Origin of the sequence: Microlunatus aurantiacus (genome assembly GCF_039536605.1) — a bacterium.
Lineage (GTDB): Bacteria > Actinomycetota > Actinomycetes > Propionibacteriales > Propionibacteriaceae > Microlunatus > Microlunatus aurantiacus.
The window spans coordinates 180,571-206,508 of sequence record NZ_BAAAYX010000004.1; the positions used below are offsets into that span (position 1 = coordinate 180,571).

Sequence of the window (25,938 nt, forward strand, 5' to 3'; positions counted from 1 at the left end):
AGATGATCACGTATCCCCGGGGGCGCGCATGGCCTACTCGCTAGGAATCGATCTCGGGACGACCTACACCGCAGCCGCCGTGAGCGACGGCCGGCACGCGGAGATCGTCCCGCTCGGCGACCGGTCTCCGCAGGCACCGTCGGTGATCTACAAGTCTCCCGACGGGACCTTCCGCTACGGGGAGTCGGCCGAACGCCATGCCGCCACCGAACCGGAGCGGATCGCCCGAGAGTTCAAGCGGCGGATGGGTGACCAGACCCCGATCTTCGTGGCGGGCACGCCGATGTCGGCTCATGCCTGCTCGAAGGCCCTGCTCGGCTGGGCCATCGAGCAGGTCGTGGTCGGGCAGGGTGAGCCACCGGACCAGGTGATCGTGACCTGCCCGGCCAACTGGGGACCGTACCGAAGGGAGCTGATGAGCCAGGTCACGAGCCTGAACGCGGACTACCCGATCACCGTGTGCACCGAGCCGGAAGCGGCGGCCCTGCACTTCGCCACCTCGCGCCGGGTGGCCGCTGACCGACCGGTCGCCGTGTACGACCTGGGCGGTGGCACCTTCGATGCCGCCGTGCTGCGGCGCGCTCCGTCCGGCGGCTTCGACGTGGTGGGAACACCCGACGGGCTGGAGCAGCTCGGCGGGATCGACTTCGACGAGGCGGTGTTCGAACGCGTCAGCCGGGTGGTCGACTGGGACCGAATCGATCCCGACGACCCGGACACGCTGACCGGCCTCGCCCGACTACGTCGAGATTGCACGGAGGCGAAGGAGTGGCTCTCCAGCGAGACCGAGGCGGTCGTACCGGTCCTGCTCGGCGGCCGGCTGAGCCGCGTTCGGCTGACTCGCGCCGAGTTCAACGAGCTGATCGGTCCCCTGGTGGACGACACCCTCGAGATCCTCGATCGGGTGATCCGCCGATCGGGTGTCGCGGCGAGCGAGCTGGGCGCCATCGTGCTCGTCGGTGGTTCCTCCCGCGTCCCCCTGATCAGTGAGCGCATCACCCGGCGCTTCGGTCGACCGGCGGTGCTGTCCCCCCAGCCCAAGATGTGTGTCGCCATGGGTGCTGCGCTGATCGGTGCCGGCCCGGCGGCCCTGACGGTCAGCCCGACGCCGGCAGCATCCTCTCCGGGCCGCACTTCCACGACATCCGACCCGATCGCACCACCGAAACCGGTTCCGGTCCCGACGCCGGCTCCGGCAGCCCGCACCGCCGGCCCCGTCGCCGTCGCCTCGCCGGACATCTCCTCCACCTCTACCGACGGCCCCGCCGCGGCTGTCGCCACGCCGCCCGCCCGCGCTGCCCAGCGCGTCGAGCCGCCGGTCCCAGAAGTCGTCGTCGCTCCGGAGCGTGGTGCCGGCGCTCCGCCCGTTCGCCACCGACGTCAGGTGCCGATCTATCGTCTGGTCTCCGCGCTCTGTGCCCTGGCCGCGGTCCTGCTGATGGCACTCGGCCCCCAACCCCAGGATCCCCACCGCACGTGGGACACCGACTTCGCCGTCGACGCCACCGGTCTGCCTGCAGACGCCCGCTTGGCGGTCACCCTGTTCGGGATCGACGTCGCCCGGCCGACGGTCCCGGTCACCCCCGCCGGCTCCTTCGACCTCGGTGGCAGCCGGGTCTTCCTGGCCGGCCCGGTCCGGGGAGAGATCACGGCGGGCGGGAGCACCCAGGACGTCGTGCTCCGGGCCGCCGACCGCTGGCACTGGACCCGGTGGCTGACTCTGCCGGCCGCGGCACTGGCACTGACCGCCCTGTTCTCCTTCGCGTACGCCGAGTCGATCGTGGCACCGATCCGGCGCCGTCGGACGCGAGCGACGCCCGGCGAGCTGATCGGGCTCATCGGCTCCGGACTGGGGCTGGGCGTGGCGGCGGCGCTCGCCGCGTGGGTGATCGGCGATCGTCTGCTGGATCCGGCCGTGACCCTCGGCATCGTCGTCCTCGTCTGCGCCGCCGTCGGTCTGCTCGCTTTCGCCTGGCTGCCTCGAGAACCGGCTGCCCGCTCCTGAGCCGCCCCCCGTCCTAGCGGACCACCCGATCCGCGGCACCGAGCTCGCTGGTGTCCGCGTTCGGTGAACCGGGTGGGTCGCCCGAGCCCACCGGCAGCAGGTAGCCGATCACGAACGCGCCACCGCCGAACAGCAGCAGGAGGGGAAGCCACCACACGGCGCTGGGCACCAGCAGTCGGGTGGCGGACAGGGTGAAGGTCACGACCAGCCCGATCCCCAACCCCGCCGGCAGGAACCGAGCAGCACGTCGCCACCGGTTGGCCGGCAGCTCCCGGCGCCAGATCGCCAGCAGCAGACCGGCCAGCACCACGGCCGTGATCCCCGCCATGATCAACCCGAAGGTGCCGTACACCGACACCACCGAGCCCTGGACGTCGACGGCGAAGTCCCGCTTCGCCAGTGTCTCCCGCTCCGGGCTGATCATGATCACCGAGGTCGGCAGCAGACCGGTGGCCTGGCTGCTGAGGTCGCTGATGTCCACGTCGAAGCGACGCTCGGTCCGTTCGCCCGGGGGCAGCACGATGTCGAGCCTCGTCGTGTAGCTGAAGAAGGCCATCCCGATCACCCGGCCCTCGATCCGGATGCTGCGCACCAGCAGCTCCGACGGCCCACGGTTGTCCAGGCTCAGGCGGACCCGCGCCGAGTCCGACGTGCCGAGCAGCAGCGGGTCGTTGCGGCTGACCGAGCCGAGATCCCGGTCGTCGATGCTGACCGACCAGACCAGGCCGGGCGGGTCGGCGACCGCCGGCGGGGCGAGCAGCACCATCAGCGCCATCGCCACCGAGACCACCAGCAGCCGGCGTACGCGCGTGTCCCCCGAGCCTGTGGGCAGGCCCATGCAGGGAAATGTAGACCCGCTTCGCGCCGGCTGTCGACGTCGATCCGGGGGTGCGCGATCGGGCACCGATCCCTGCCCCGGAATCGGTTCGCTCGCCCTGCCGCCGGTCGGGGTGCTGGCGACATCCTGCTGACGTGATCCACGAGGTGGACTCCGCGCTGCGCACGTTGATCGAACGTGAGGCCGCCGGTATGCGCGATGTCGAGATCGTCTTCGACGCCCCGACCCGGGAATGGGCCGGGCGGCGCAACTCGCCGACCATCGACGTCTACCTGTACGACATCCGCGAGGACCTGCGCCGCCGCGAGCGCGGGATGCACAACGTCTACGACGCCGCCAACGTCGTGGTGTCCCGGCGCCTGCCGCCACGTCACTTCAAGTTGTCCTACCTCGTCACGGCCTGGACGCAGCGGCCCGAGGACGAGCACCGGTTGCTGTCGTCCCTGCTGCTCTGCTTCCTGAAGTACGACGCCCTGCCGGCCGAGGTGCTGACCGGCCCGTTGACCGAGCTCGGGCTGCCGATACCGCTCACGATCGCGTTGCCGCCCCCGGAGGACAGGGCGTTCGCCGACGTCTGGTCGGCGTTGGGAGGAGAGCTCAAGCCCTCGATCGACATCGTCGTGAGCACGCCGCTGGACACCGGCCAGAGCTTCCACACGGGACCGCCGGTCGAGGTGCCACCGCGGGTCAGTCTCGGCGGCTCGTACGGTTGGCCGACGCGGGAGACCAAGAGCCGCAACGGCGTCGAGCAGTGGCCCGCCGGGACCACCGGCCCCACGCCCGAGAACGGGTCCGAGGACGACGGCGCCGAGACACCGGCCACCACCGGCGGCAAGCGGGCCTCCCGGTCGCGCGCCGCGAGCCGGGGCAAGGGCAGCTCGGGCGGGGCCGGCAGCGGCGCCGGGCCTGGAGCCGGAGCCGCCGACGAGGAGCGCTCCGCGACATCGAGTGGCTGGGACCTGGCCACCGGCTGGGCGAACGCGATGGCGCCGCCCGGCTCCGCGGAGTCGCAGGAGCTGCTGCCGGAGCGCCTCGCCGGTCGCTCGGCGACCGGCTCCACGGCCCGCAGCGGGGCCGCCGACCAGACCGCTGGGGAGGGCGACGCGGACGAGCCGATCGGTGGCCCGGCCAAGAAGACCACGGGCGCCGCCAAGCCGGCGGGCCGGCCGGGCCCACGGGTGGCGATCACCCGGACCCGGCAGACCAAGAAGAAACCATGAGCCGCCACGGCCGCCGTCAGCACTGCTCCGCACCCCCTGCCCCGGCTCGGTGGTCGTGAGCACACCGGACCTGGCCTACCTGCTGGGCCGGGCCCAGCTCGTGGAGGGACGGGTGCGCGAGCTGGTGGCGCAACGCCGCGCCGCTGACCCGGCTCCTGACGACCCGTTCCGGGGCCTGTACGTGAGTGAGGAGACGGTCGAGCAGCTGCTGTCCACGACCGCGATCCCCCTCCACCCCCTGCACAGCGACGCCCGGACCGTGCTGGAGTCGGACGCCGATGCGGCCGAGGCCGCCGGGACCCCCCTGCGCCTGCGGCGCCTCGCCCGCACCGCCGGGCTGACGCCGGCGGACGTCGAGCTGCTGATGGTCGCCCTGCTGCCGGATCTGGACAGCCGTTTCGAGCGGCTGTACGGCTACCTCAACGACGACGTCACCCGGCGCCGCGCGTCGGTCGGGCTGGCTCTGCAGCTGGCCGGCGAGTCGGCGATGACGGCGAGCACCCGGGCCCGGCTGGAACCGAGCCGGCCGCTGGTCAGCCGCGGGCTGGTCGTGGTCGAGGAGCCCGAGCGGCCCTTCCTGACCCGCGGGCTGCGGGTGCCCGACCGGGTCGGCGCCCATCTGCTCGGCGATGACGCTCCCGCCGCAGGGCTGGCGGGTCTGATCGACGAGGTCGGTCCCTACTGGGCTCCCGTGGCCGACCAGCTCGGTCGCGCGCTGTCGGCCGGAGTGCGCCTGGTGCACCTGCGCGAACGCGTCGTCGGCACCGGGTCGGCGGTCGCGGTCGCGGCGCTCTCGGCGGCGTCGATGGGCGCTTTGACGCTGGACCTGACGCGCTTGGGCGGCGTCGCGCCGAACGAAGCCGCCGCCCTCGCCGACCTCGCCCTCCGGGAGGCGCTGCTGCTGGGCGCGGGTCTGGTGGCCGGACCGATCGAGCTGCTGGCGGAGTCCGGCGCGGAGCCGATGCACCGGCTGACGGCGGCGGACATCCCGGTGCTGCTGGTCGGCTCGACCACCTGGGATCCGCAGTGGTCGACGGTGAGCCCGCTGCTCGCCGATGCACCGGTGCTCGGCGGGCGGGAACGGCTGGCGCTGTGGGAGCGTGCGCTCGGGGCTCACGACCCCTCTCTGGATCCGGCCTCGTTGGCCGTCCACCTGGCCCTGGGCCCCGGTCAGGTCACCAAGGCCGTCCGCGCGGCCGAGGCCTCCGCCCGGATGACCGGCGGCCCGGTCTCGGCCGACGACCTGCGCCGCGGCGTCCGCGCCCAGAACGCGGCGGGGCTCGAACGGCTGGCGCGACGGATCGTGCCCGAGGTGGCGTGGGCCGATCTCGTGCTGGCACCGACGGTGACGCGCGGGCTCAAGGAGGTCGCCGCCCGGGCCCGACATCGCGACACGGTCCTGACCGACTGGCGGATGCGGCGCGGTGGTGGTCGCGGGCACGGAGTGACGGCGCTGTTCGCCGGCGACTCCGGGACCGGCAAGACGATGTCGGCCGAGGTGATCGCGTCCGACCTGGGGCTCGACCTCTACACCGTCAACCTCGCCACCGTCGTCGACAAGTACATCGGGGAGACCGAGAAGAACCTCGAACGGATCTTCGCCGAAGCCGGCGGCGTCAACGCGGTGCTGTTCTTCGACGAGGCGGACGCGATCTTCGGCAAGCGCAGCGACGTGCGCGACGCCCACGACCGCTACGCCAACATCGAGAGCGCCTACCTGCTGCAACGGCTGGAGACCTTCGACGGACTGGCGATCCTGGCGACCAACCTCCGAGCCAACATCGATGACGCCTTCACCCGACGACTGGACGCCATCATCGACTTCCCCGAACCCACCGAGGAGCTCCGCCGCTCGCTGTGGCAACGCTGCCTGGCGCCGCCCCTGCCCCTCGGGACCGACATCGACTACGACTTCCTCGCGTCGTCGTTCGACTTCGCCGGCGGCAACATCCGGTCCGCGTCGACCACCGCGGCCTACCTGGCGGCCGCCGACGCCACGCCCGTCGGCATGCTGCACCTGGTGGCCGCCGTGGAGCAGGAATATCGCAAGATGGGCCGGCTCGTCCTGGAGCGGGAGTTCGGTCGCTACTTCTCGATGATCGCCTGACCGAGCGACCTGCCCTTTCGGGCAGCTCGGGTTGCGCCCACAGCTCCACCGAGGGACCTGGCCGCGGTGCCGGACCCGTGCCACAGTGGGAGGGTCGCCGACACGCGGAGGTTGTGGTCATGCACGAACATCGGTTCGACGAGCGCATCGAGACGATGCGGCCCGCGGCGTCCCGGATCGGCCAGGACGCGAGCGCCCATGCAGCCAAGGCGGCGGCGACCGGTCGCAAGGATGCGCTGGGAGCCGAGGAGATCCTGGGTCTGCAGCGCAGCATCGGCAACGCCGGGGTGTCCTCGATGCTCGAGGAGGAGCGCTCCCCCGTGCACGAGGTGATCTCCTCCGGCGGGCGCCCGCTGGAGCCGGACGTCCAGACCGACATGGAGGCCCGGATGGGCCACGACTTCAGCGACGTCCGGGTGCACGACGACTCGGCGGCAGCCGCATCGGCCTCGGCGGTGAACGCGCACGCGTACACGGTCGGATCCAACATCGTCTTCCAGCGCGACACCTACGACCCCGGTTCCGACGAGGGCCGGACGACGCTGGCCCACGAGCTGACCCACGTGGTGCAGCAGCGCAGCGGTCCGGTCGACGGGACCTCGGCCCCCGGCGGGATCAAGGTCAGCGACCCGTCGGACCGCTTCGAGCGGGAGGCGTCGGCCAACGCGGAGCAGGTGATGTCCTCCCCGGCGCCGGTGCAGACGTCGAGCGCCACCGGCCCCGCCGTCCAGCGCGAGGCCGAGGAGGAGGACGAGCTCCAGGGGCTCTTCGTCCAGCGCCACGCCGGGCACGACCACGACGAGGAGCCGGTCCAGGGTCTGTTCGTGCAGCGCGAAGCGGGTGCTGAGGAGGAGGAAGAGCTCCAGGGTCACTTCGTGCAGCGCGAGGTCGCCGAAGAGGACGAGGAGATGCCGGCCTGACCGCTGTGCGTGAGGCAGTCCGGTCCGGTCCGCCTGATCGGGCAGCTCCACGCTCAGGGTCACCGAGCCCCCGGCCCCTGCTGGCGCGAGGCCGGCGGCACCCCGACCCGAGCACGGCCACCCCAGCCCGTGGCAGATCCCGGGTCGCCCGGTCCCGGTCGATCTGCGGGGCGTGCTGACGCCCTTGGTCAGCGCTGGCGCCGCCCCCTCGCCGTCGAGCCGAGCCCTCCCGGTCGCTCCCGATCCTGCACGTGGGGCGCCTCCTGCCCGATGAGGCAGACGAGCCTGCCCTTGCTCGCGTCCAGGGGGACGTACCGCCCGGGACGCCCCCGGAACAGGCTGCAGTAGGCCACGTTCACACCCAAGGAGCCCAGCATGCCGCCGTATCAGTCACCCGGGGTCTACGTCGAAGAAGTCGCCGCGGGAGCCCGACCCCTGGAGGGCGCAGGCACGGCCGTCGCCGCCTTCATCGGCCTCGCCGAGGAGGGGCCGTTCAACGCGCCGACCCTCGTGAGCAACTGGACGCAGTTCACCACGACCTTCGGCGGATTCGTCGCCGGGTCCTACCTGGCGCAGTCCGTCTACGCCTACTTCCAGAACGGCGGGGGCAACGCCTACGTCGTCCGGGTGGGACAAGGTGACGACAGCGGTCCGGCGCCGCGCAGTGCCCGCGCCAAGGAGCTGGCCGCCAGTCCGAGCGCGCAGATCGGGCGGTTGAAGGTCACCGCCCTGGATCCCGCCGCCGCTCCCGGCGACGTCAGCGTGGAAGTCACCGACGCCGGAGGCGACAACGTGACCGAGGACATGTTCCGGCTGGTGATCAAGGTCAAGGGCGAGGTGGTCGAGGAGTTCGACCGCGCCAACTTCGCCCGCGGCAAGCAGAACGTGGTGACGATGGTCAACACCGTCTCCAAGGTCGTCCAGCTCGAGGACACCAGCACCGGAGCCGTCGTCCGCCTCGCCAACGGCGAGACGGCGCTGGCGGCACCCGCCTCCCCGGCCGCCATCCCCTCCACGCGGCTCAGCGCCGACGACTACGTCGGCGACGTGGCCGAACGCACCGGGTTCGGCGGTCTGGAGGCGATCGAGGACATCACGATGCTCTGCGTCCCGGACCTGATGAGCGCCTACCAGCAGGGCGCCATCGACCTCGACCAGGTGCAGGCCGTGCAGAGCGCCATGATCACCCACTGCGAGCTGATGGGCGACCGGGTCGCCATCCTGGACGCACCCCCCGGCATGAACGCCCAGCAGATCAAGGAGTGGCGGGTCGACAAGGCCCGCTACGACTCGATGTACGCGGCGCTCTACTGGCCCTGGGTGCAGACCATGAGCCCCGCGACCGGTCAGCTCTCGTTCATGCCCCCGTCGGGTCACATCGCCGGCATCTGGGGTCGCAACGACGCCACCCGCGGGGTGCACAAGGCGCCGGCCAACGAGATCGTCCGGGGGGCCATCGACCTGGAGATCAACATCACCCGCAACGAGCACGACCTGCTCAACCCCGAGGGGATCAACGTGATCCGGGCCTTCCCCGGTCGCGGGATCCGCGTCTGGGGCGCGCGCACGCTGTCGTCGGACCCGGCCTGGCGCTACCTCAACATCCGCCGGCTGTTCAACTACCTGGAGAAGTCGATCTTGAACGGCACCAACTGGGTGGTGTTCGAACCGAACGACCGGGCGTTGTGGGCGAAGATCCGTCGCACCATCTCCGCCTTCCTGGTGATGGAGTGGCGGGCCGGCGCCCTGTTCGGTTCCACTCCCGGCGAGGCCTTCTACGTCAAGTGCGACGACGAGACGAACCCGGCCGAAGGCATCGACGCGGGCCAGGTCGTCTGCGAGATCGGCGTCGCCCCCGTCAAGCCGGCCGAGTTCGTGATCTTCCGGTTGGCCCAGTTCTCCGGTGGCACCAGCCTGGTCAGCGAGTAGCTGAGTCCCGGCAGTCCCTCCCTCTACCCAGCTTGACCACAGAAAGGACATGAGATGCCACTTCCCGATGGCGACAGCTCCGTCGGCCACTCGTTCGGGCTGGAGTTCGACGGGGTGATGATCAAGAGCATCACCGAGATCAGCGGACTCAAGATCGAACAGGACGTCGTCGAGTTCAAGGAGAACGGACCGGACGGCAAGTACCAGCTGCGACGGCTCCCCGGCCGACCCAAGGCTCCGGACATCACGCTGACCCGCGGTCTGACCGGGGACAACAGCTTCGACAAGTGGATCGAGAGCAGTCGGTTCGGCAAGATGTCCGACTCCCGCAAGGGCGGCTCGGTGATCGTCTTCGACTACGAGGGGACAGAGGTCAAGCGCTACAAGCTGACCAACGCCTGGCCGAAGAGCCTCGAGGTCGGCACGCTCAAGGCCGGTGACACCTCCTACCTGTCGGAGAAGCTGACCCTGACCTGCGAGTCGATCGAAGTCCAGGGCGCCTGACCATGCGCCGGGGGACGGTCATCATCCCGGAGCCGAGCACGTCGGCCGACGCCTCGCCCTCGCGCGGGGGCGAGGCGCCGTCCCGACGCGAGACGCTGGTCACGGAGTTCAGCTTCCTGTTGCCCCGGGGGTACGTCGACCGGTCGGGCACCGTCCACCGGGACGGGGTGATGCGGCTGGCCACGGCCCGGGACGAGCTCGTTCCCCTGCGGGACGACCGGGTGCGCGAGAACCCGGCCTACCTCACGGTGGTGCTGCTGGCGAGGGTGATCGAACGGATCGGGACCATCGACGACATCCACCCCGGCATCGTCGAGGACCTGTTCGCGACCGACCTGGCGTTCCTGCAGGACCTCTACCGACGGGTCAACACCGAGGGACACACCCGAGCGACCGTGACCTGCCCGTCGTGCGAGCACCACTTCGCCGTCGACGTCTCCGGGGGGCGCCTGGGGGAATCCTGACGTACGCGACCGATCGGCTCTACTCCGAGATCGCGTACGTCGCCTACTACCTGCACTGGTCTCGGGACGAGATCCTCGACCTCGAGCACGCGGAGCGTCAGCGATTCGTCCGCGAGGTCGGTGCCCTCAACACCCGCATCTCAGGCGACTGAGCAGCGGGCATCGATCTGTCCAGAGGAGTGTCGACCATGCGGTGGCCTTGGGAGCGGTTGCCCTGGGGGCGTGGGCGGGGCGCCGACGCGCCGGCTGCGGCCGCCGGTGACACCGACCGCCCGCAGCCCGGCTCGGCGACTCCGTCGACCGCTGAGGTCGCTCCGTCCGTCTCCGGGGTCCCGGCTGCGTGGACCCGGCTCCCGCCGCTGCAGCGCAGCGTCGCCGACGGCACCGCCGTGGCGCCGCCGTCTGCTTTCCGGTCGTCGTTGACCACGCACCAGAATCCCAGCTTCCTCGCCCCCTTGGGCCACCTGGTCGATCCCGACGGTCCGGGGGGTGTGGTCGGCGGTCTGACCTCCTCGGTCGGCGGCCCGATCCCGTACGAGGGGACCGACGAGCTCCGGGTCCCCGACCGACCGGCTGCTCCGACCGCGCCGGCGGTCCAGCGACAGATCGCCACGCTCCGGCCGGAGGTCTCGTCAGCGACCGACCGGCCCACACCCGCCCCGGTCGACGGGCCGGTCGCGGCGGGCACGGACCCGAGTGCAGACGGGACCTCCGAGCCCGCGCCGCCGAGCGCCGACGAGCACCTCGTCGTGGCCCGCTCCGTGGCGCCGACGGTGTCGTCGGAGCAGAGCTCCGGCACCAGCGGAGGAGGTGACGGCGACGCGACAGTTCTGGGCGCCCGCGAGCCCGTGAGCGCCCCGAGCCAGCTCACTCCCGGTGCCGAGGATGCCGCGACGGTCCCGAGCCCGGCTGCCGCAGCCGAGCCGGCCCCGCTCACCGTCCCCGTGCAGCGGTCAGCTGCCCCCCAGGAGTCGACCCCCGTGCAGCGGTCGTCCCTCGGCACCACGACCGCTCCCGCGGTCAGTCCGGCCGAGGCGGCCGGCCACTCCGTCGCGGCGACCCTGCGCCCGGTGACGTCGTCATCATCGAGAGGGGAGGAGTCTCCCGCGAGCGCAGCTCCCACCCCGTCCGGAACGGCGCCCACCGCAGCGCCGACCCTGACCCCGGCGACGTCGAGCGCCCCCGAGCCGGCCGCCGTCGAGGAGCTCGTGGTGGCCCGCTCGGCCGCGGGGCCGGTGCCCGGTGCTCCGGACTCACCGGCCGCGGACACGCTGGTCGGCCTGCTCTCCGACCGCGTGCCGCGCGCGTCGGCGGTACCGTCTGCGTCGGGCGACAGCACCTCCGCGGAGGCGATGATCGCCGAGCGCGCCGCACCGTTGACGGTGCCGACCGCGGCGCCCGCCGCCGGCGGCTCCGGCTCCGGACCCACGCGGCAACGGCACGTCGTCGAGCACTCGCCGACACCCAGGGCCGGGGTCCTACCCGTCCAGCGGTCCCCGGCCGGCCGGTCGCCGACACCGCCCGCCGCCCCGAACGCCGCCGTGTCCAACCCCGCCGCCCCGTCCACGTCAGGGCCGTCCACGTCAGGGCCGACCACATCAGGGCCGACCACATCAGGGCCGACCACATCAGGGCCGACCATGCCAGGGTCACCGTCGTTGCCCGGGCTCGACGAGCAGGGCTACCCGCCGCTCATCGCGGTGCAACGTCGGACCGAGGCGGCCGACGCAGGAGCGAGCCAGGCTCCGCCCCCCGACGGTTCCGCGTCGACGCCGGCCCCGGCCCCGCTCAGTGGGTTCAGCGCCGCCATCTCCGCCCTGCACGACACCCCGCCGGCTGCGCCGCCGGGCGGCCACGGCGAGTCGGCGGGCGACGACGCCTCGGTGCCGGAGCAGCCCGAGCTCGTGGTGGCGCGTCGCGTCTCCCCCGACCGGAGCGGCCAGCTGCCGGTGCCGGCCGTACGCCTCCAGCGGGCCCTGCCGGAGCGGGCCCGGACCGCTCCCGAACGAGTCCTGGTGCAGCGCAGCCTGCTCGACGGTCGCCCACCCCACGCCTCGGGCCTGAGCGACCTGTCACCCGGTGCGACCGTCCCTCCGGCGCCGGCGGTTCAGCGCCTCCGCTACGAGAAGTCCGCCGACGGTGAGACCCGGCGGACCGTCGACCACCCGGCTGCGGCACCTGACCAGCTCGGCCGCCCCGACCAGCCGGACGAGCTCAGCCATCCCGGTGTGATCGGCCCCCCCGACGCGACCAGCCCCCTCGATCTCGGCCACCCCCTCGATCTCGGCCAGCCCCTCGACCTCGGCCAGCCCCTCGACCTCGGCCAGCTCAGCCACGTCGACGCGCCGGAAAGATCGGCCCCGGTGACTCCCGCACCGCCGTCCGTGGGCCTGGGTGCGGAGTGGTCTCCGGCAGGCGCCGGTTCGGCCTGGTCGCCGCCGGGTGCCCCGCCGACCGCCGCTGTGCAGCGTTCGCCGCTAGCCCCCGACCGACCAGCCACGACGACGGGGGTCGACCAGCCGCCGCTGATCCAGCGGCGGCTCGCCGCGCCCGCCCCTGGCTCCTCCGGCGCGAGCACCACCGTCGCTCCCCCGGTGCCGGCGGAGGCACCGGCGATGGCGGTCTCGAGCCGCACCGTCGGCCTCGCGGAGATGTTCGCGATGGCCGCCGCCCGGCCTTCTCCCGGTCCTTCGGTCCAGCGCAGCGGCGATCCGTCGGTCCCGCACGACGACGGTCCGTCGGTCCAGCGGGCAACGGAGACCGAGGTCCAGCTGGCCGCTGACCCCTCGCCGGCGCCGGCCGGTTCGTCCGCGGCCCCGGCCGGACCCGCCGCTTCGGCCGGACCGATGAGCGGTGCCGAGCTCGAGGAGATGGCCCGCCGCCTGTACGAGCCGTTGTCCGCCCGGCTGCGCGCCGAGCTCTACCAGGACCGGGAGCGTTCCGGACTGCTCACCGATCTCCGTCCCTGATCTCGAACCGAGGAGCACACCATGGCCGCCGCCAAGGGCATCACCGATCCGCTGGACGCCACCACCGACCCTGCGGTCAGCGTGTGCTTCACCGTCACCGTGGACGGGGAGAACCTGGGCTACTTCAGCAGCTGCGAGGGCCTGGGGGCCGAGGTCGTGATGGAGCAACGGGAAGAGGGTGGCAACAACGCCTTCATCTGGCAGCTGCCCAGTCGGATCAAGTACACCAACGTCAAGCTGTCCCGGGCCGTGGGGCGGGACAGCCACAAGATCACCGAGTGGTTGATCGGGTTCGCCACCGACGTGACCCGCAAGACGGCGTGCATCACCGCGATGACCGGGGACCGTCAGGTGGTGGCGAGCTGGAGCCTGGACGGGGTGATGCCGGTGCGCTGGTCGGGTCCGAGTCTCAACCTGGACTCCCCCAAGGTCGCCATGGAGACCCTGGAGCTCGCCCACCACGGGTTCCTCCCCGAAGGGGCCGTGCAGTGACGACCGCTATCGCCCTGGCCGGGAGCTCCGGTCTGGTCGGGGTCCCCGGGGACGCAGGCTCGGGCGGCAAGGCCGTCGTCGGGCGGCCCACCATGGACAAGGCGAAGCTCACCGTGTACACCCCCGATCCGGCCCCCGGCGGCTACAAGCCCGGCGCGATCAAGGACACGATCGGCTTCCAGTTCAACCCCAAGGAGGTGACGATCGCCAAGTCCGCCAAGTGGGAGCGCAAGCCGGCCAAGGGATCCAAGAGCGCCCCGCCGCCGGAGTTCACCGGGTCCGATCCCTGCAAGCTCACCGTCGAGATGTTCTTCGACGCCACCGGCGCCAGGGACGGCTCGGTGCTGGAGGTCGTGGAGAAGCTCTTCGGCTGCTGCGTGCCCACCGAGCAGAGCGCCGGGCAGAAGAAGCCCACCCCACCGCTGGTGGTGCTGCAGTGGGGCAGCATCTCCACCTTCCCGGCGGTGATCACCTCGGTCAGCGCCAAGTACACCCTCTTCCGCTCCGACGGCACCCCGATCCGAGCCATCTGCAGCGTGTCGATGGAGGAGATGCCGGGGGCGCCGCCCCGGCAGAACCCGACCTCGGGGAGTGACAGCATCCGTCGGGTCCACCGCACGATCGTCGGCGACAACCTCGCCTCCATCGCCTACGCCGAGTACGGCGACCCGGCCCACTGGCGGCCGCTGGCGGCCTACAACGGCATCGACGACCCGCTGCGGATGCCCACCGGGCGCACCATCCTGCTGCCCTCGCTGGAGGAGCTGGGGGTGACCGGATGACGGGCAGCATGTGCCTGGTGGAGATCGACGGCTCGCCGATGCCGGCGGATCTCGTGCCGCTGCTCGTCTCCGCGCTGATCGAGGACAGCCAACGCCTGCCGGACATGTTCGCGCTGCGCTTCCGCGACCCCGAGCGGATCGTGCTGACCAAGAGCAACGCGAAGGTCGGCGGGAAGGTCACGATCAAGGTCAACACGGCGGCGTCGTCGAGCCCGAAGACGTTGATCGAGGGGGAGATCACCGCGCTGGAGCTGGAGTTCGACACCGGGGGGACGTTCACGATCATCCGCGGGTACGACCCCGCGCACCGGCTGTTCCGCGACCGCCGGACCGTCAGCTACGTCCAGATGACGGCCTCCGACATCGCCACCCAGGTGGCGAAGCGGGCGAGTCTCAGGGTGGGCACGGTGGACAGCACCAGCACGGTGTTCCCCGTGGTCAGTCAGGCCGGGCAGACCGACTGGGAGATCCTGACCCAGCTCGCCCGGGACGCCGGTCTCGATCTGACCGTCCGCAACGGCGCCTTCTCGTTCGCCGCCGCCGCGGCCACCGGCTCGCCCACCTCGTTGAAGTTCGGCGAGGAGCTGATCCGGTTCCGCTCCGTGCTCACCTCGGCCCAGCAGGTCGGGAAGGTGGAGGTCCGCGGGTGGGACGTCGCGGAGAAGCGGGCCCTGGTGGGTTCGGCCCCCGCGAAGGCGTCGGCCATCGACCTGGCGACGGTGAAGCCGACCGACATGGCGAACGCTTTCGGCAACCCGACGTACGTCTCGACCGACGTCCCCTACCGGACCCAGAACGAGGTCGACCAGGCGGCCAAGGCGCTGGCCGAGGAGAAGGCCTCGGCCTTCGCCGAGTTCGAGGGGGTGGCTCGCGGCAACCCGGATCTCAAAGCCGGCGGCAAGGTCTCTCTCGACGGTCTCGGGGCTCCCTTCGAAGGTCTGTACACCATCACCACCGCCCGGCACCGGTTCGACCCGACCACCGGTTACACGACCGCGCTCACGGTGACCGGCCGCCAAGATCGCAGCCTGCTCGGACTCGCGTCCGGTGGCGCACGCTCCCGCCAGACCCCGCCAGGGGTGGTGATCGCGGTGGTGACCGACGTCAACGACCCCGAGAAGATGGGCCGGGTCAAGATCAAGTACCCGTGGCTGTCGGACGACTACGTCAGCGACTGGGCCCGGGTGGTCTGCCAGGGAGCCGGCAAGGACCGCGGCTGGATCGCGCTGCCGGAGGTCGGGGACGAGGTGCTGGTCGGATTCGAGCTGCAGGACTTCGACCGGCCGGTGGTGCTGGGCGGCCTCTACAACGGCATCGACACGGTGCCCGCCGGCCCCAACGACCTGGTCGACGGCAGCTCGGGGGCGATCAACCGACGCTCGCTGGTGTCCCGGGCCGGCCACCGGATCGATCTCCTCGACCAGGAGGGCAGCAACGAGGGTGTCCGGTTGGCGACGAAGGACGACAAGTTCCTGATCTTCATCGACAAGACGAACACCACGATCACCGTGCAGTCCGACGGCACGGTCCTGATCGAGGGGTCCCAGGGGATCACCCTGGACGCCAAGAACTCCGACCTGACGATGAAGGCGGCGTCGGTCAAGATGACCGCCACCAACGGCGTGCAGCTGGACGGCGGCAGCGGCGCGGTGCAGATGAAGTCGAACGGCACCGTCAGCGTCGAGGGGATGAGCGTCAGCGTCAAGGGCCAGACCACGGCCGAGCTCAAGGGCGGGGCGATGACCACCATCACCGGCGCCATGGTCAAGATCAACTGATTGCGGAGGGCGAGGACATGGACGAGGTGGACTTCATCGGCGCGGGCTGGTCGTACCCGCTGGGGGCGGATCCGACCGGTCGCGTCGCGCTGGTGACGCGGGAGCGCGAGATCGAGCAGTCCATCCGGCTGATCCTGGGCACCTCGATCGGGGAGCGACCGATGCGACCCGACTTCGGCTGCCGCATCCATGATCACGTCTTCGGCCCGGCGAACTCGGCCACCGCCGGTCAGATCGCGTACGACGTCCGGGAGGCCCTGGAACGCTGGGAACCCCGGATCGACGTGAACGACGTCGTGGTCAGCTTCGACCGGATCAGCGACGGCCGCGTCCACATCGACATCGGCTACTCGGCGCGGGGGCTGAACGACCCGCGCAACCTCGTCTTCCCCTTCTACGTCATCCCCGACGAGGGCGACGGGGGTCGGCCGGTTCTCGGCCCGACCCGTCTGGGCCCGGGGGCGGCGGCCCTCGGCTCGTCCGGGCCCGTGCTCGCTGGATCCGCCCTCTACCCCTCGGCCACACCGTCCTCCTGGTCGGCGTCCGTCCCCGCTCCGACCGGAGGTCAGTGACATGCTCCCCGCCCCCAACCTGGACGACCGACGCTTCCAGGACCTGGTCGACGACGCCAAGCGACTGGTCCAGCAACGGTGCCCCACCTGGACCGACCACAACGTCTCCGACCCGGGTGTCACCCTGATCGAGGCGTTCGCCCAGATGGTCGACCAGCTGATCTACCGCCTCAACCGGGTACCGGATCTGCACTACATCAAGTTCCTGGAGCTGATCGGTGTCGAGCTCCGGCCACCGGCCGCGGCCCGCGGCGAGGTCACGTTCTGGCTCTCCGCACCGCAGCCGCAGCCGGTGATCGTGAGGACCGAGACCCAGGTGGCGACGGCCCGCACCGACGTCGCCGACCCGATCGTGTTCAGCACCACCCGCGAGCTCGAGATCGTGCCGTGCTCCTTCTCCCGAGCCGGCATGCACCCGGTGGGGGAAGCGCCGGCGGACATGACCGCGGCGCTGTCGGGCCCGGCCGGTTTCCGGTGCTTCTCGGCCACCCCGGCGGTCGGTGACGCTCTGCTGATCGGGCTGTCGGACGCGGTGCCGCACTGCGCCGTCGTGCTGCGGCTCGGGTGCCAGGTGTCCGGCCGCGGCGTCGACCCGCGCCGTCCGCCGGTGCTCTGGGAGGCCTGGACCGAGGAGGGCTGGGTCGCCTGCGAGGTCGACTCCGACGACACCGGTGGGCTCAACAAGCCGGGCGACGTCATCCTGCACGTGCCCGGCGGGCACCAGGCCTCCATCATCGCCCGGCAGCGGGGCGGCTGGCTGCGCTGTCGGCTGGTCGAGGCCGAGCCGGACCAGCCCACGTACACCGCCTCCCCGCAGATCCTGTCCGCCACCGCGTTCACCATCGGGGGGACCGCCCCCACGGTGCACGCCGAGGTGGTGCGGGCGGAGGTCATCGGGCGCTCCGACGGCACCCCCGCCCAGCACTTCGCTCTCCAGCAGCGCCCGGTCCTGCCCTCGGAGGAGCCCGCGACCGTCACCGCGCTGCACGGCGACCGGACGCAGCTGTGGACCGAGGTGCCGCACTTCGCGCTGTCCGGACCCGGTGACCTGCACTTCCGCATCGACCGCTTCGCCGGCGAGATCCAGTTCGGACCGGCCGTGCGGGCCGCGGACAACGACCTGCTCTACTACGGCGCCATCCCGGCACCCGGCGCGGTGCTGCGGCTCGAGTCGTACCGGACCGGGGGTGGCCAGGCCGGCAACGTCGGTCGCGGGTTGGTGCGGGTGCTGAAGACCTCCGTGCCGTACGTCAGCCGGGTCGAGAACCGGGTGCCCGCCATCGGCGGCGCCGAGTCCGAGACGCTCGCCGACGCGAAGACGCGCGGCCCGCTGCTGCTGCGCTCCCGCGGCCGGGCGGTGACCGCGGAGGACTTCGAGCAGCTGGCCCGGGATGTGGCCCCGGACGCGGCCCGGGTGCACTGCGCCCCGGACACGGCCGAGGGGGGCGCCGGCGTCCGACTCCTCGTGGTCCCGCACGTGGCCAGCGACGAGCTCGGCCGGATCCAGCGCGCCGATCTCGATCCCCCGGCCGCCACCCTGGAGCGCATCGCCGAGAGCCTCGACGCCCGGCGGCTGGTCGGCACCCGGCTGCTGGTCCAGCCGCCCGACTACGCCTGGCTGACAGCGGTGGTCAGTCTCAGCTGTCGGCCGCTGTACGAACCCGGCGAGGTCCGGACCGAGGTGCTGCGCGCCCTCTACCGCCTCTACCACCCGTTGGTCGGCGGACCCGACGGAACGGGGTGGCCGTTCGGTCGCTCGGTCCAGTCCCACGAGGTGCACGCCGCGCTGGCTCGGATCCCGGGTGTCGACATGGCCCGTGAGGTGAGCGTGGCCCTGTTCCCCGCCGAGCCGTTCACCGGCCGTCGAGGCTCGGCCACCCAGCGGATCGACATCGATCCGTCCGCCCTGGTCTACTCCTTCGAGCACCAGGTGCGGGTGAAGAAGTGACGGCCACGGGCCCCTCGGAGCCGAGGGTGGTGAGACGGTGAGAGGAACGATCGACGGCGCCCTGAGTGCGTTGCCGCTGGCGCCGACCCTGCCGACCATGCTCCGCGAGGACCCGTTCGCCCAGCAGCTGTGCGCGGGGCTGGACGAGGTGCTCGCCCCGGTGCTGATGAGTCTCGACGCGTTCGCGTCCTACCTCGACCTGGCGACCACGCCGGACGACATGCTCCCCTGGCTCGGGCACTGGCTGGGGATGGAGGTCGACCCGGGCGGCGACCTGGACCTGCAGCGGAAGCTGCTGGCCTCCGCCGGCGAGCTGCACGCCATCCGAGGCACCCGCCGCGGGATCGAGCTCGCGCTCGAAGCAGCCCTGGGTGTCGACGTCCAGGTGCAGGAGTCGGGGGCCTCCTCCTGGTCGACCGATCCGGCCGCCGCGCTTCCCGGTGAGCAACGGCCGGCCATCGTGGTCATCGTCGAGTCCAGCGAGGAGGACCCGATCGACGTCGAACGCCTGGATGCCCTGGTGAGCCAGCTCAAGCCGGCCCACGTGCTGCACCGGATCCAGGTCAACGAGGGCTAGGAGCCGAGCGGCGAACCCGATCAGTCGCTCGGCCGGAGGCCGTAGGTCAGGAGGGCGTTGCCCTTGCTGGTCTGCTGGGTCCGGACCAGGGTCAGGCGGGTGATCGGCACGCTCTCGTCGAACAGCCGTCGTCCCTCGTTCGTCACCACCGGGTGCGTGGTCAGCGTCAGCTCGTCGATCACCCCGGCCAGGAAGAGGGAGCGGACGGTGTCGATGCCCCCGGTGACGGAGATGTCGCCGCCGTCCCCGTCGCGCAGGTTCCGCACGTAGCCCACCGGGTCACCGTCGATCGCGGTGCTGTTCCACGGCAGGTCACCCGACAACGTGCCGGTGACCACGTGCTTGCGGACCGGGTTGATGAACTGCCCGAACGGGTCGTCGGCGCCGGGCCAGAACTCGGACCACTCCTGCCACAGCCGCCGGCCGATGATCACGTCGGTGACCGCGCCGATGACGGCGCCCATCAGCTGACCCTCCTCCCGGCCGAAGGCGTCGAACTGCCACTGGTTGGGGCTCTCGACCACTCCGTTGACCGAGCTGAAGAGGTGGGCGGTGACCTTGCGGGGCTGGGAAGTCCTCTCTCGCGGATGCTGTGACCGGGTAGACACCGGGCCCACCGGAAAGTCATCGTGGGTGACCGAAGAATCGAGATGCGTCGGCCGGCAGTCGGACGTACCGTCGCCCTGTGGGCAGTGCAGCAGGGCACGATCACCTCGGTGACGCGGTGGCGGACGGGTGGTTCCCCGAGAGCGTGGCGGCGGACTACGACGGTCCGGGTGGAGCCAACGATCCCGCGGTGATCGAGCCGGCGGTCGAGGTCCTGGCCGAGCTCGCCGGCGACGGAGCGGTGCTCGAGCTCGCCGTGGGCACGGGCCGGATCGCCGCTCCGCTGGCCTCTCGCGGCCTGGACGTCGCCGGCATCGAGCTCAGTCGCGCGATGGCGTCACGGATCGCCGCGAAGCCTGGCGGCGACCGGGTGGCCGTCACCATCGGCGACATGACCACGACGCGGGTGCCGGGCACCTTCTCCTTGGTCTTCCTCGTGTTCAACACGATCAGCAACGTCACCACCCAGGACGGCCAGGTTGCGGTGTTCGCCAACGCGGCCGCCCACCTGCGACCCGGGGGGCACTTCCTGATCGAGGTGGGCCTGCCCAGCCTGCGACGGCTGCCGCCCGGACAGGACACGGTGCCCTTCGCGGTCGCTCCCGACCCCGCGGGAGGGGGATACGTCGGCTTCGACCAGTACGACGTGGTGACGCAGCAGTTCACCTCGAACCACATCACCATCTCCGCCGACGGCTCCGGTCAGTTCCGCCGGATACCGTTCCGGTACGCCTGGCCGGCCGAGCTGGATCTGATGGCGCGGCTCGCGGGGCTGGGACTGGCACATCGGTGGGCGGGCTGGGACCGGTCGCCGCTCACCCCGGACAGCACCACGCACGTCTCGGTCTGGGAGAAGCCTGTTCGACCCTGACCACCGACCGAGCATGATCACGGACCGAGCGTGATCCCGGACCGACCCTTGATCACCGCGCGCGATCACGCCAGCCCGAGCTGGGCCCGGCGGCGAGCCTCGTAGCGCTTCTTGACGGCCGTGAACTCCTCGACTCCCCAGCGGTCGACGAGCAGCTGGAGGCGGGGCTGCACCACAGCGCGGGCCGTCTCGGAGCCCATCAGGTCCGCCAGCGTCGCCCAGGCGGTCGACAGGGCCTCGTACGCCGACCCGTGCTCACCCCGGAGGTCGTGGAGCTCGGCGAGGGCGATGGCCGCCGACAGGTACTTGACGGGGGCGACGCCGTCGAGCGCCCGTTGACGCGCCCGCCAGGTGAGACTCAGAGCCCGGTCGAGATCCTCACCGGTGACGGCGAGAGCGGCGTCGAGCAGGTCGAGATCGACCTCGGCCTCCTGATCACCTGCCCGGGCGGCTGCGGTCCTGGCCCAGGCGCGCAGCCGCGCCCCGCGCTGCGGGGTGCTGCGTTCCGTCGCCAGGGTCGCCGCCTCGACCAGGACCGCCCGTTCCGCGCGGGGTAGGCCGGCCGCAGCGAACTGCTCGGCGGCCGCCTGCAGGTCGTCGATCGCCTCGTCGGGCCGGTCGGCGAGTGCGTGCGCGAGTCCGCGTCTGTGCAGCAGGACGGCGAGCGCCCCGGGTTCGCCTCGGCTGTCCCGCCACCGCTCGATCGCCGTCGTGTACTCCCCGATCGCCTGGACCGGCCGGCCGGCCGCGACCAGGCTCTCGGCGAGCTCGGCCACCGCCTGGACCGCCGTCTCCGGATCGGCCGGCGCGGCGCGGCGGGCACCGTCGGCGTCTGCCTGAGCCGCAGAGAGCGCCCCGCCCAACCGGGCCGCGGTGGCGGCCAGGACCAGGCACCGCGCCTCGTCCTCCGCCCGGCCCTCCGCGGCGTAGACCTGCGCCGCCTGCCTGATCAGGGCGGCGGCCGCCACGAGCCGGCCGGTCTTGACGAGGTGGTCGGCCTCGGTCAGCAGCTGCTCGGCGGGGTGACGCTCTGCCATCGACGCACTCATCCAGTTTCCACGGTGGTCCGGTATCCCCGGGCATCGTAGGCGGTCTTGGCCGCTTCGGTCGCTCGTTGCCGCTCGGCCCGGTGCTCCGCCGACCAGGTCTGCAGCCGGCCGGCGAGATCGGCCGACGCCGTCTCCTTCCGGTTGATCTCACCGTCGGTCTTCGCCCCCTGGTCGGCTGCTCGTTGCTTCTCGGTCGCGTGCAGGGCGAGCTTCTTGTCGTTCATCGCCTTGAGCGTCTGGGCTTCGGTGTTCTGCTGCGTGAACACCTGCTCCGACGCCGCCGAGTCGGCTCTGACACCGGCCAGCTGCGCCTTGTCCTGTTGCAGTCCGACCAGCTGGGCCGGCCCCTGGAGGGCCTGGGCGGCCATCTGCGCGGTGATCCGGTCGAGGGCCGCGGTGAAGCGGTTCGCCTCGCCGTTCATCTGGTGGAATTTCGCGCCGACCGCCCCCGGCAGCATGCCGGCGTAGTGGGTGAAGCCGCGGAACACGTCGAGCGGGGTTCGCATCACCGCGATGCCCGCGGCCCGATCCGGGTAGCTCTTGATCAGTCCTTGGCTCTCGCCGTGCTTGGCCGCCTGCTGGGCGTTGTTCGCCTCCTTCTGGGTGACCTCACCCTGGTGACCCTTCGCGCCGGCCGCTGCGGCCGCCGTCACGTCATTCGCCTTGGCGACGTCCCCACCGAACTTCTGGTGCTCCGACTCCAGTGCCCCGTGGACGGCCTCCGCCGCCTTGGCCGAGGCGCGTTCCTGCGCGAGGATGCCGATCTCGGCCTGGATGGCGGCGATCTGCTGCGGTGTTCCGGGGGGGTTCTTGTAGTTGGGCTGGACGACCTCGACCCCCTTGCCCGACGCCGGATCGACCGCCACCTGGGGAGCGATGCCCGGCGGCAGGCCGTCCGGTGGTGTGCCGGGTCCACCGCCCGGGGGCGCACCTCCCTGCGGTCCGGGACCGCCGCCCTGCGGGCCCTGACCACCACCCTTCGGGCCGGCGTAGCGGGACGGGTCCAGGATCACGTCGGCGTCCTGAGGCATGCCCTCCGGCAACGTGTCCACCCCTGGTCGACCGTAGATCTCGTGGATGGGTCCGCCGGGGGTTGGTCGCTCGGCGTACAGGGAGTAGTCGCCGGGAGCACCCTTCGGTCCGCCGGGCCCGTACCGGCTGCCGGCCGGCATGTGCGCCTCGGCGTTGGGCGGTCCGAACGTGCCCGTCGAGGGGTCGAGATAGGCACCCTTGTTGGTGTTGATCTGCGTGGTCGCGTTGTTGGCGCTGTAGGTGTCCGGGCCGTACTTGGCGGCGGCCGGATTCGGGCCGTGGGTGCGGACCTCGACCGGGCGGGGCTGTCCCTCGAGCGGTGATCCCTTCCCGTAAACCGGGACCTCGACGGCGGTTCCCTCGCCGGCGGGGATGAGGCTCCCTCCCGGCTCCGCCGGCCCCCCGCCGGGAACCGCCGCCGGGTCGGCGACGGTGACCTCACCGACCCCCTTGAAGCCGAGGTTGTCGTGGTGCATGATCCGCGCCGGGTCGCCGCGGCCGTAGACGTCGACCGTCTGCAGCCCCTCGCCGGTCGCCGGGTTCTGACCGGGGAGCTCGTAGAAGTTGTCCGAGGTCGCCGGTGGCAGGTTCTCCGGTCCGGCCCTTGGGCCACCTGGTCCGGCTGGTGCCCCTGGACCGCCCGGACCACCGGGTTCGGGTCCGCTCGGTGCGGGTCCACCCGGAGCCGGCGGACGCTCCGTGGGTCCGTAGGGGCTGTCGGGCAGAGGGCCCTGGGGATTCGGTCGAAAGTCGGGATCTCGTCCCCAGTCGGGCAGCTCCGGGATGTTCGGGAGCCTCGGCGGTCGCGGGATCTCCGGACCGGGCACGCCCGGACCGGGCTCCGGCACCTCGGTCGGATTGAAGGGGAGGTCGGCATCCGGTGGTGCCGGCATGGTCTCCGGACCGGCCGGCGCGGGTCGGGAGCTCGGTGACGGTTCCGGCGTCGAAGCCGGTGTCGGTGTCTCGGCCGGGCTCGGCCCGAGGACCTCCCCGGGGACTGTCGGTTGCGTCCCGAAACCCTCCCCCGGCACCGTCGGCTGCGTCCCGAAACCCTCCCCCGGCACCGTCGGCTGCGTCCCGAAACCCTCGCCGGGAACGGTGGGGGCGGTGCCCGAGACCGGTGCCTCGACAGGGACACCGGGGGCGGGGCCGCCGGACCCGCCGCTCACCGGGGTCTCCGCGACCGGTGCACCACCGGGGCGGTCCAGGATGTTCTCCCAGATCTGGACGTTGTTCTTGCCGGGGGCGGCGCTGTTCTCCCAGATCTGGACGGGGTTGCGTTGACCCGGCAGCGGCTCCGGTACGCCGCCGCTGCCGGTCGGCGCCTCGAAGCTGCCGACCGGACCCGACTGGAAACCCGGCGGCTGCGGCGCTCCCGGAGAGACCTCGGCCGGGTTCACCGCGGTCATCTGCTGGACGGGGTTGCGTTGACCCGGGAGTGGCTCCACCGGCCCGACGGGGACCTCACCAGGCACCGTCGGCGCCGTACCCGACACCGGCACCTCCACCGTCGGCGCCGTACCCGACACCGGCACCTCCACCGTCGGCGCCGTACCCGACACCGGCACCTCCACCGTCGGCGCCGTACCCGACACCGGGCCCTCCCCCGTCACGACCGGTGGCTCGAACGCCACCCGGGCCGGTGGTCCCTCGGCCGGCGGCGGCATCGGTGGCGGCTCGACGGCCGGCGGAGGTTTGCCGGCGAGCCCCTTCGCGGTCGCCCCGCCGGCGATGGCTCCGGCGAGGCCACCGATCTGGCCGCCCATGATCCCGGTCGCCGCCGAGATCTTGGCTCCCTGGGCCGCGACCGCCGCCGGGCTCGCTTCCATGGTGAAGGCGTGCATCGCGCGGAACAGGGCGACGCACGGCTGGATCACGGACTGGGCGAGCGCGTTGAAGATGCCGACACCGAGCAAGGCCAGTCCGGCGATGGTCGAGATCGTCGCCGCCAGCGGCGAGGCCGCGCCCAACGTGGCCATCGTGATGATCCACATCACGATGGCGATGGCTCCCGCGATGCCGCCGATGACGTTGAGGATCTGGCAGATCAGGTCGATGATCGCCCCGAGCCCCGCGAGGTCGTTCGCCAGCTCCTCGTAGATCGAGGCACCGGTGCCCATCGCCCCGATCGCGGCGGTGGTGGTGCCCCAGTTCTCGATGATGCCGTGCAGTGCCATGGCGCCGCCGATCACCAGTCCCAGTCCGGGGATCGGCACCGCATGCTCGAGCAGCCCCATGCCGAGCCCCATCACGAAGCCCTGCTGGAACCCCTGTCCCATCCCGTTGAGGAGACCGGCGCCAGCGGAGTCGGCCAGGAACGCCGCGCGGGCATCCGATCCGGCGGCGCCCACGTCGGGCGCACCCGTACCGGGTCCCTCCCCGGAGGTCGGACCCCCACCACTCGGGGCCGGGCCGCTCCCCGGACCGCGTGCCCACTGCTGGTGGATCGCCAGCTCCTCGTTGACCGAGGTGAGGTCGGCGCCACCGGCCGGCGCTGCTGCCGAGGGACCGCCGGCTCCTCCCGGGGTTGCCGAGCCCCCGGCCGCCACGCCGCCCTTCGCACCGGCCGACGTGACCGCCTTCGCCCCGTCAGCCTTCCCCCCGTCCGCCTTCGCCCCGGACTGCCTCGCACCGCTGTCGGGACCGCCGACTGCTCTGGCTCCGGATGCCTGAGCCTCCGCCGCCTTGCCGCCGGGAGGAGATCCCTTGGCTCCCCTCAACCCGTCGGCTGCGCCTTTCGCACCCGCGGACGCGGCGTCCGCCTTCGCCACCGCCGCCTCCGCAGCTGCCTCCGCCTTGGCCCCGGCCGCCTCCGTGGCGGACGCGGCGGCGGGGTCGGCCCCGTTCTTGGCCCCGCCCCCGGCACCGGCCGCCTTCGGCCCGCCGACCTCGGCCCCGGAAACGCCACTCCCGTCCCCCTGGGCGCCCCCTTCGCCCTTGGCGCCCCCTTCGCTCGTGGCGCCCCCATCGCCCTTGGCGCCCTCACCGCTCGTGGCCCCGCTGACGAATCCGGCGTCACCACCCGTCCCGGCACCGGAGTCGGCCCCATCGCCCCCGCTCGCGCCGGCGGCGTCGTCGCCGGCTCCACCCGCACCGTCGCCGCCCTCGTCGAGGCGGACCCCGTCGACCGGTACGTCAGGTGGCTCCCCGGCCAGACCTGCGAGCTCGCCGACGGCCTGGTTGCCGACCAGGCGTTGCATCGCCAGCAGACTGTCCGGGTCGAGCTCTGCGGACGGGCCCGCGCTCGCCGGGTCCGGCCCTGACTTCGGCGCCAG

General features: G+C 72.2%; 20 protein-coding genes. 16 read left to right on the forward strand and 4 right to left on the reverse strand.

Annotated elements, in window-relative coordinates; genetic code table 11:
- Positions 1–28: 28 nt before the first annotated feature.
- Entirely contained in the window at positions 29–2,005 is a 1,977-nt protein-coding gene (locus tag ABD714_RS08640) for an Hsp70 family protein (protein ID WP_344811911.1), read from the forward strand.
- A gap of 13 nt (positions 2,006–2,018) precedes the next feature.
- Here the strand turns inward: ABD714_RS08640 and ABD714_RS08645 are convergent, their stop codons facing one another.
- Positions 2,019–2,843: a hypothetical protein gene (locus ABD714_RS08645; protein ID WP_344811912.1), complete on the reverse strand. Its 825-nt coding sequence runs from the start codon at positions 2,841–2,843 to the stop codon at positions 2,019–2,021.
- Between the two features lie 134 nt (positions 2,844–2,977).
- Between ABD714_RS08645 and ABD714_RS08650 the strand changes: the two genes are divergently transcribed.
- From ABD714_RS08650 to ABD714_RS08715, 14 genes are all read left to right on the forward strand, one after another.
- On the forward strand, positions 2,978–4,063 hold the full coding sequence (locus tag ABD714_RS08650) for a Pvc16 family protein (RefSeq protein ID WP_344811913.1): 1,086 nt from the start codon (positions 2,978–2,980) through the stop codon (positions 4,061–4,063).
- A 55-nt stretch (positions 4,064–4,118) separates the two neighbouring features.
- Positions 4,119–6,170, forward strand: coding sequence for an AAA family ATPase (locus tag ABD714_RS08655; RefSeq protein ID WP_344811914.1), 2,052 nt, complete (start codon positions 4,119–4,121; stop codon positions 6,168–6,170).
- Positions 6,171–6,289: 119 nt separating this feature from the next.
- Entirely contained in the window at positions 6,290–7,090 is an 801-nt protein-coding gene (locus ABD714_RS08660) for an eCIS core domain-containing protein (RefSeq protein ID WP_344811915.1), read from the forward strand.
- A 375-nt stretch (positions 7,091–7,465) separates the two neighbouring features.
- The gene (locus ABD714_RS08665; protein ID WP_344811916.1) at positions 7,466–9,019 is read left to right on the forward strand and encodes a phage tail sheath family protein; all 1,554 of its coding nucleotides are present in this window, start codon (positions 7,466–7,468) and stop codon (positions 9,017–9,019) included.
- A gap of 54 nt (positions 9,020–9,073) precedes the next feature.
- A complete protein-coding gene (locus ABD714_RS08670; protein ID WP_344811917.1) occupies positions 9,074–9,523 on the forward strand; it encodes a phage tail protein in 450 nt (149 codons plus the stop codon).
- Positions 9,524–9,525: 2 nt separating this feature from the next.
- On the forward strand, positions 9,526–9,987 hold the full coding sequence (locus ABD714_RS08675; protein ID WP_344811918.1) for a hypothetical protein: 462 nt from the start codon (positions 9,526–9,528) through the stop codon (positions 9,985–9,987).
- Positions 9,933–10,139 carry a DUF6760 family protein gene (locus ABD714_RS08680; protein WP_344811919.1) on the forward strand — a complete coding sequence of 69 codons (207 nt, stop codon included), beginning with the start codon at positions 9,933–9,935 and terminating at the stop codon, positions 10,137–10,139. Before ABD714_RS08675 ends, ABD714_RS08680 begins: the two co-directional genes overlap by 55 nt.
- 36 nt (positions 10,140–10,175) lie before the next feature.
- The gene (locus ABD714_RS08685; RefSeq protein ID WP_344811920.1) at positions 10,176–12,956 is read left to right on the forward strand and encodes a hypothetical protein; all 2,781 of its coding nucleotides are present in this window, start codon (positions 10,176–10,178) and stop codon (positions 12,954–12,956) included.
- Between the two features lie 21 nt (positions 12,957–12,977).
- Positions 12,978–13,448, forward strand: coding sequence for a phage tail protein (locus tag ABD714_RS08690; protein ID WP_344811921.1), 471 nt, complete (start codon positions 12,978–12,980; stop codon positions 13,446–13,448).
- Positions 13,445–14,230, forward strand: a complete 786-nt coding sequence (locus ABD714_RS08695) for a CIS tube protein (RefSeq protein ID WP_344811922.1) — start codon at positions 13,445–13,447, stop codon at positions 14,228–14,230. The genes ABD714_RS08690 and ABD714_RS08695 overlap by 4 nt, the downstream gene beginning before the upstream one ends.
- On the forward strand, positions 14,227–16,008 hold the full coding sequence (locus tag ABD714_RS08700) for a VgrG-related protein (protein WP_344811923.1): 1,782 nt from the start codon (positions 14,227–14,229) through the stop codon (positions 16,006–16,008). Before ABD714_RS08695 ends, ABD714_RS08700 begins: the two co-directional genes overlap by 4 nt.
- A 17-nt stretch (positions 16,009–16,025) precedes the next feature.
- Positions 16,026–16,580 (forward strand): GPW/gp25 family protein, encoded by a 555-nt coding sequence (locus ABD714_RS08705; protein WP_344811924.1) that lies wholly within the window; start codon positions 16,026–16,028, stop codon positions 16,578–16,580.
- Position 16,581: 1 nt separating this feature from the next.
- On the forward strand, positions 16,582–18,528 hold the full coding sequence (locus ABD714_RS08710) for a putative baseplate assembly protein (protein ID WP_344811925.1): 1,947 nt from the start codon (positions 16,582–16,584) through the stop codon (positions 18,526–18,528).
- Positions 18,529–18,565: 37 nt separating this feature from the next.
- Entirely contained in the window at positions 18,566–19,105 is a 540-nt protein-coding gene (locus ABD714_RS08715) for a phage tail protein (RefSeq protein WP_344811926.1), read from the forward strand.
- Between the two features lie 20 nt (positions 19,106–19,125).
- On the opposite strand, the gene ABD714_RS08720 is transcribed toward ABD714_RS08715, so the two are convergent.
- Positions 19,126–19,722, reverse strand: coding sequence for a dihydrofolate reductase family protein (locus tag ABD714_RS08720; RefSeq protein ID WP_344811927.1), 597 nt, complete (start codon positions 19,720–19,722; stop codon positions 19,126–19,128).
- Between the two features lie 68 nt (positions 19,723–19,790).
- Here ABD714_RS08720 and ABD714_RS08725 point away from each other — a divergent pair, with 68 nt between their 5' ends.
- Positions 19,791–20,582 carry a class I SAM-dependent DNA methyltransferase gene (locus tag ABD714_RS08725; RefSeq protein ID WP_344811928.1) on the forward strand — a complete coding sequence of 264 codons (792 nt, stop codon included), beginning with the start codon at positions 19,791–19,793 and terminating at the stop codon, positions 20,580–20,582.
- A 65-nt stretch (positions 20,583–20,647) separates the two neighbouring features.
- Here ABD714_RS08725 and ABD714_RS08730 read toward each other — a convergent pair whose 3' ends face one another.
- Positions 20,648–21,619 (reverse strand): hypothetical protein, encoded by a 972-nt coding sequence (locus ABD714_RS08730; protein WP_344811929.1) that lies wholly within the window; start codon positions 21,617–21,619, stop codon positions 20,648–20,650.
- A gap of 8 nt (positions 21,620–21,627) precedes the next feature.
- A complete protein-coding gene (locus ABD714_RS08735) occupies positions 21,628–25,863 on the reverse strand; it encodes a hypothetical protein (protein WP_344811930.1) in 4,236 nt (1,411 codons plus the stop codon).
- Positions 25,864–25,938: the final 75 nt, after the last annotated feature.

Coding starts and splice junctions, on each gene's coding strand:
- ABD714_RS08675 (WP_344811918.1), top strand. CDS start 9,526: ATGCGCCGGGGGACGGTCATCATCCCGGAGCCGAGCACGTCGGCCGAC.
- ABD714_RS08665 (WP_344811916.1), top strand. CDS start 7,466: ATGCCGCCGTATCAGTCACCCGGGGTCTACGTCGAAGAAGTCGCCGCG.
- ABD714_RS08685 (WP_344811920.1), top strand. CDS start 10,176: ATGCGGTGGCCTTGGGAGCGGTTGCCCTGGGGGCGTGGGCGGGGCGCC.
- ABD714_RS08670 (WP_344811917.1), top strand. CDS start 9,074: ATGCCACTTCCCGATGGCGACAGCTCCGTCGGCCACTCGTTCGGGCTG.
- ABD714_RS08735 (WP_344811930.1), bottom strand. CDS start 25,863: ATGCAACGCCTGGTCGGCAACCAGGCCGTCGGCGAGCTCGCAGGTCTG.
- ABD714_RS08645 (WP_344811912.1), bottom strand. CDS start 2,843: ATGGGCCTGCCCACAGGCTCGGGGGACACGCGCGTACGCCGGCTGCTG.
- ABD714_RS08730 (WP_344811929.1), bottom strand. CDS start 21,619: ATGGCAGAGCGTCACCCCGCCGAGCAGCTGCTGACCGAGGCCGACCAC.
- ABD714_RS08710 (WP_344811925.1), top strand. CDS start 16,582: ATGCTCCCCGCCCCCAACCTGGACGACCGACGCTTCCAGGACCTGGTC.
- ABD714_RS08640 (WP_344811911.1), top strand. CDS start 29: ATGGCCTACTCGCTAGGAATCGATCTCGGGACGACCTACACCGCAGCC.
- ABD714_RS08700 (WP_344811923.1), top strand. CDS start 14,227: ATGACGGGCAGCATGTGCCTGGTGGAGATCGACGGCTCGCCGATGCCG.
- ABD714_RS08660 (WP_344811915.1), top strand. CDS start 6,290: ATGCACGAACATCGGTTCGACGAGCGCATCGAGACGATGCGGCCCGCG.
- ABD714_RS08690 (WP_344811921.1), top strand. CDS start 12,978: ATGGCCGCCGCCAAGGGCATCACCGATCCGCTGGACGCCACCACCGAC.
- ABD714_RS08705 (WP_344811924.1), top strand. CDS start 16,026: ATGGACGAGGTGGACTTCATCGGCGCGGGCTGGTCGTACCCGCTGGGG.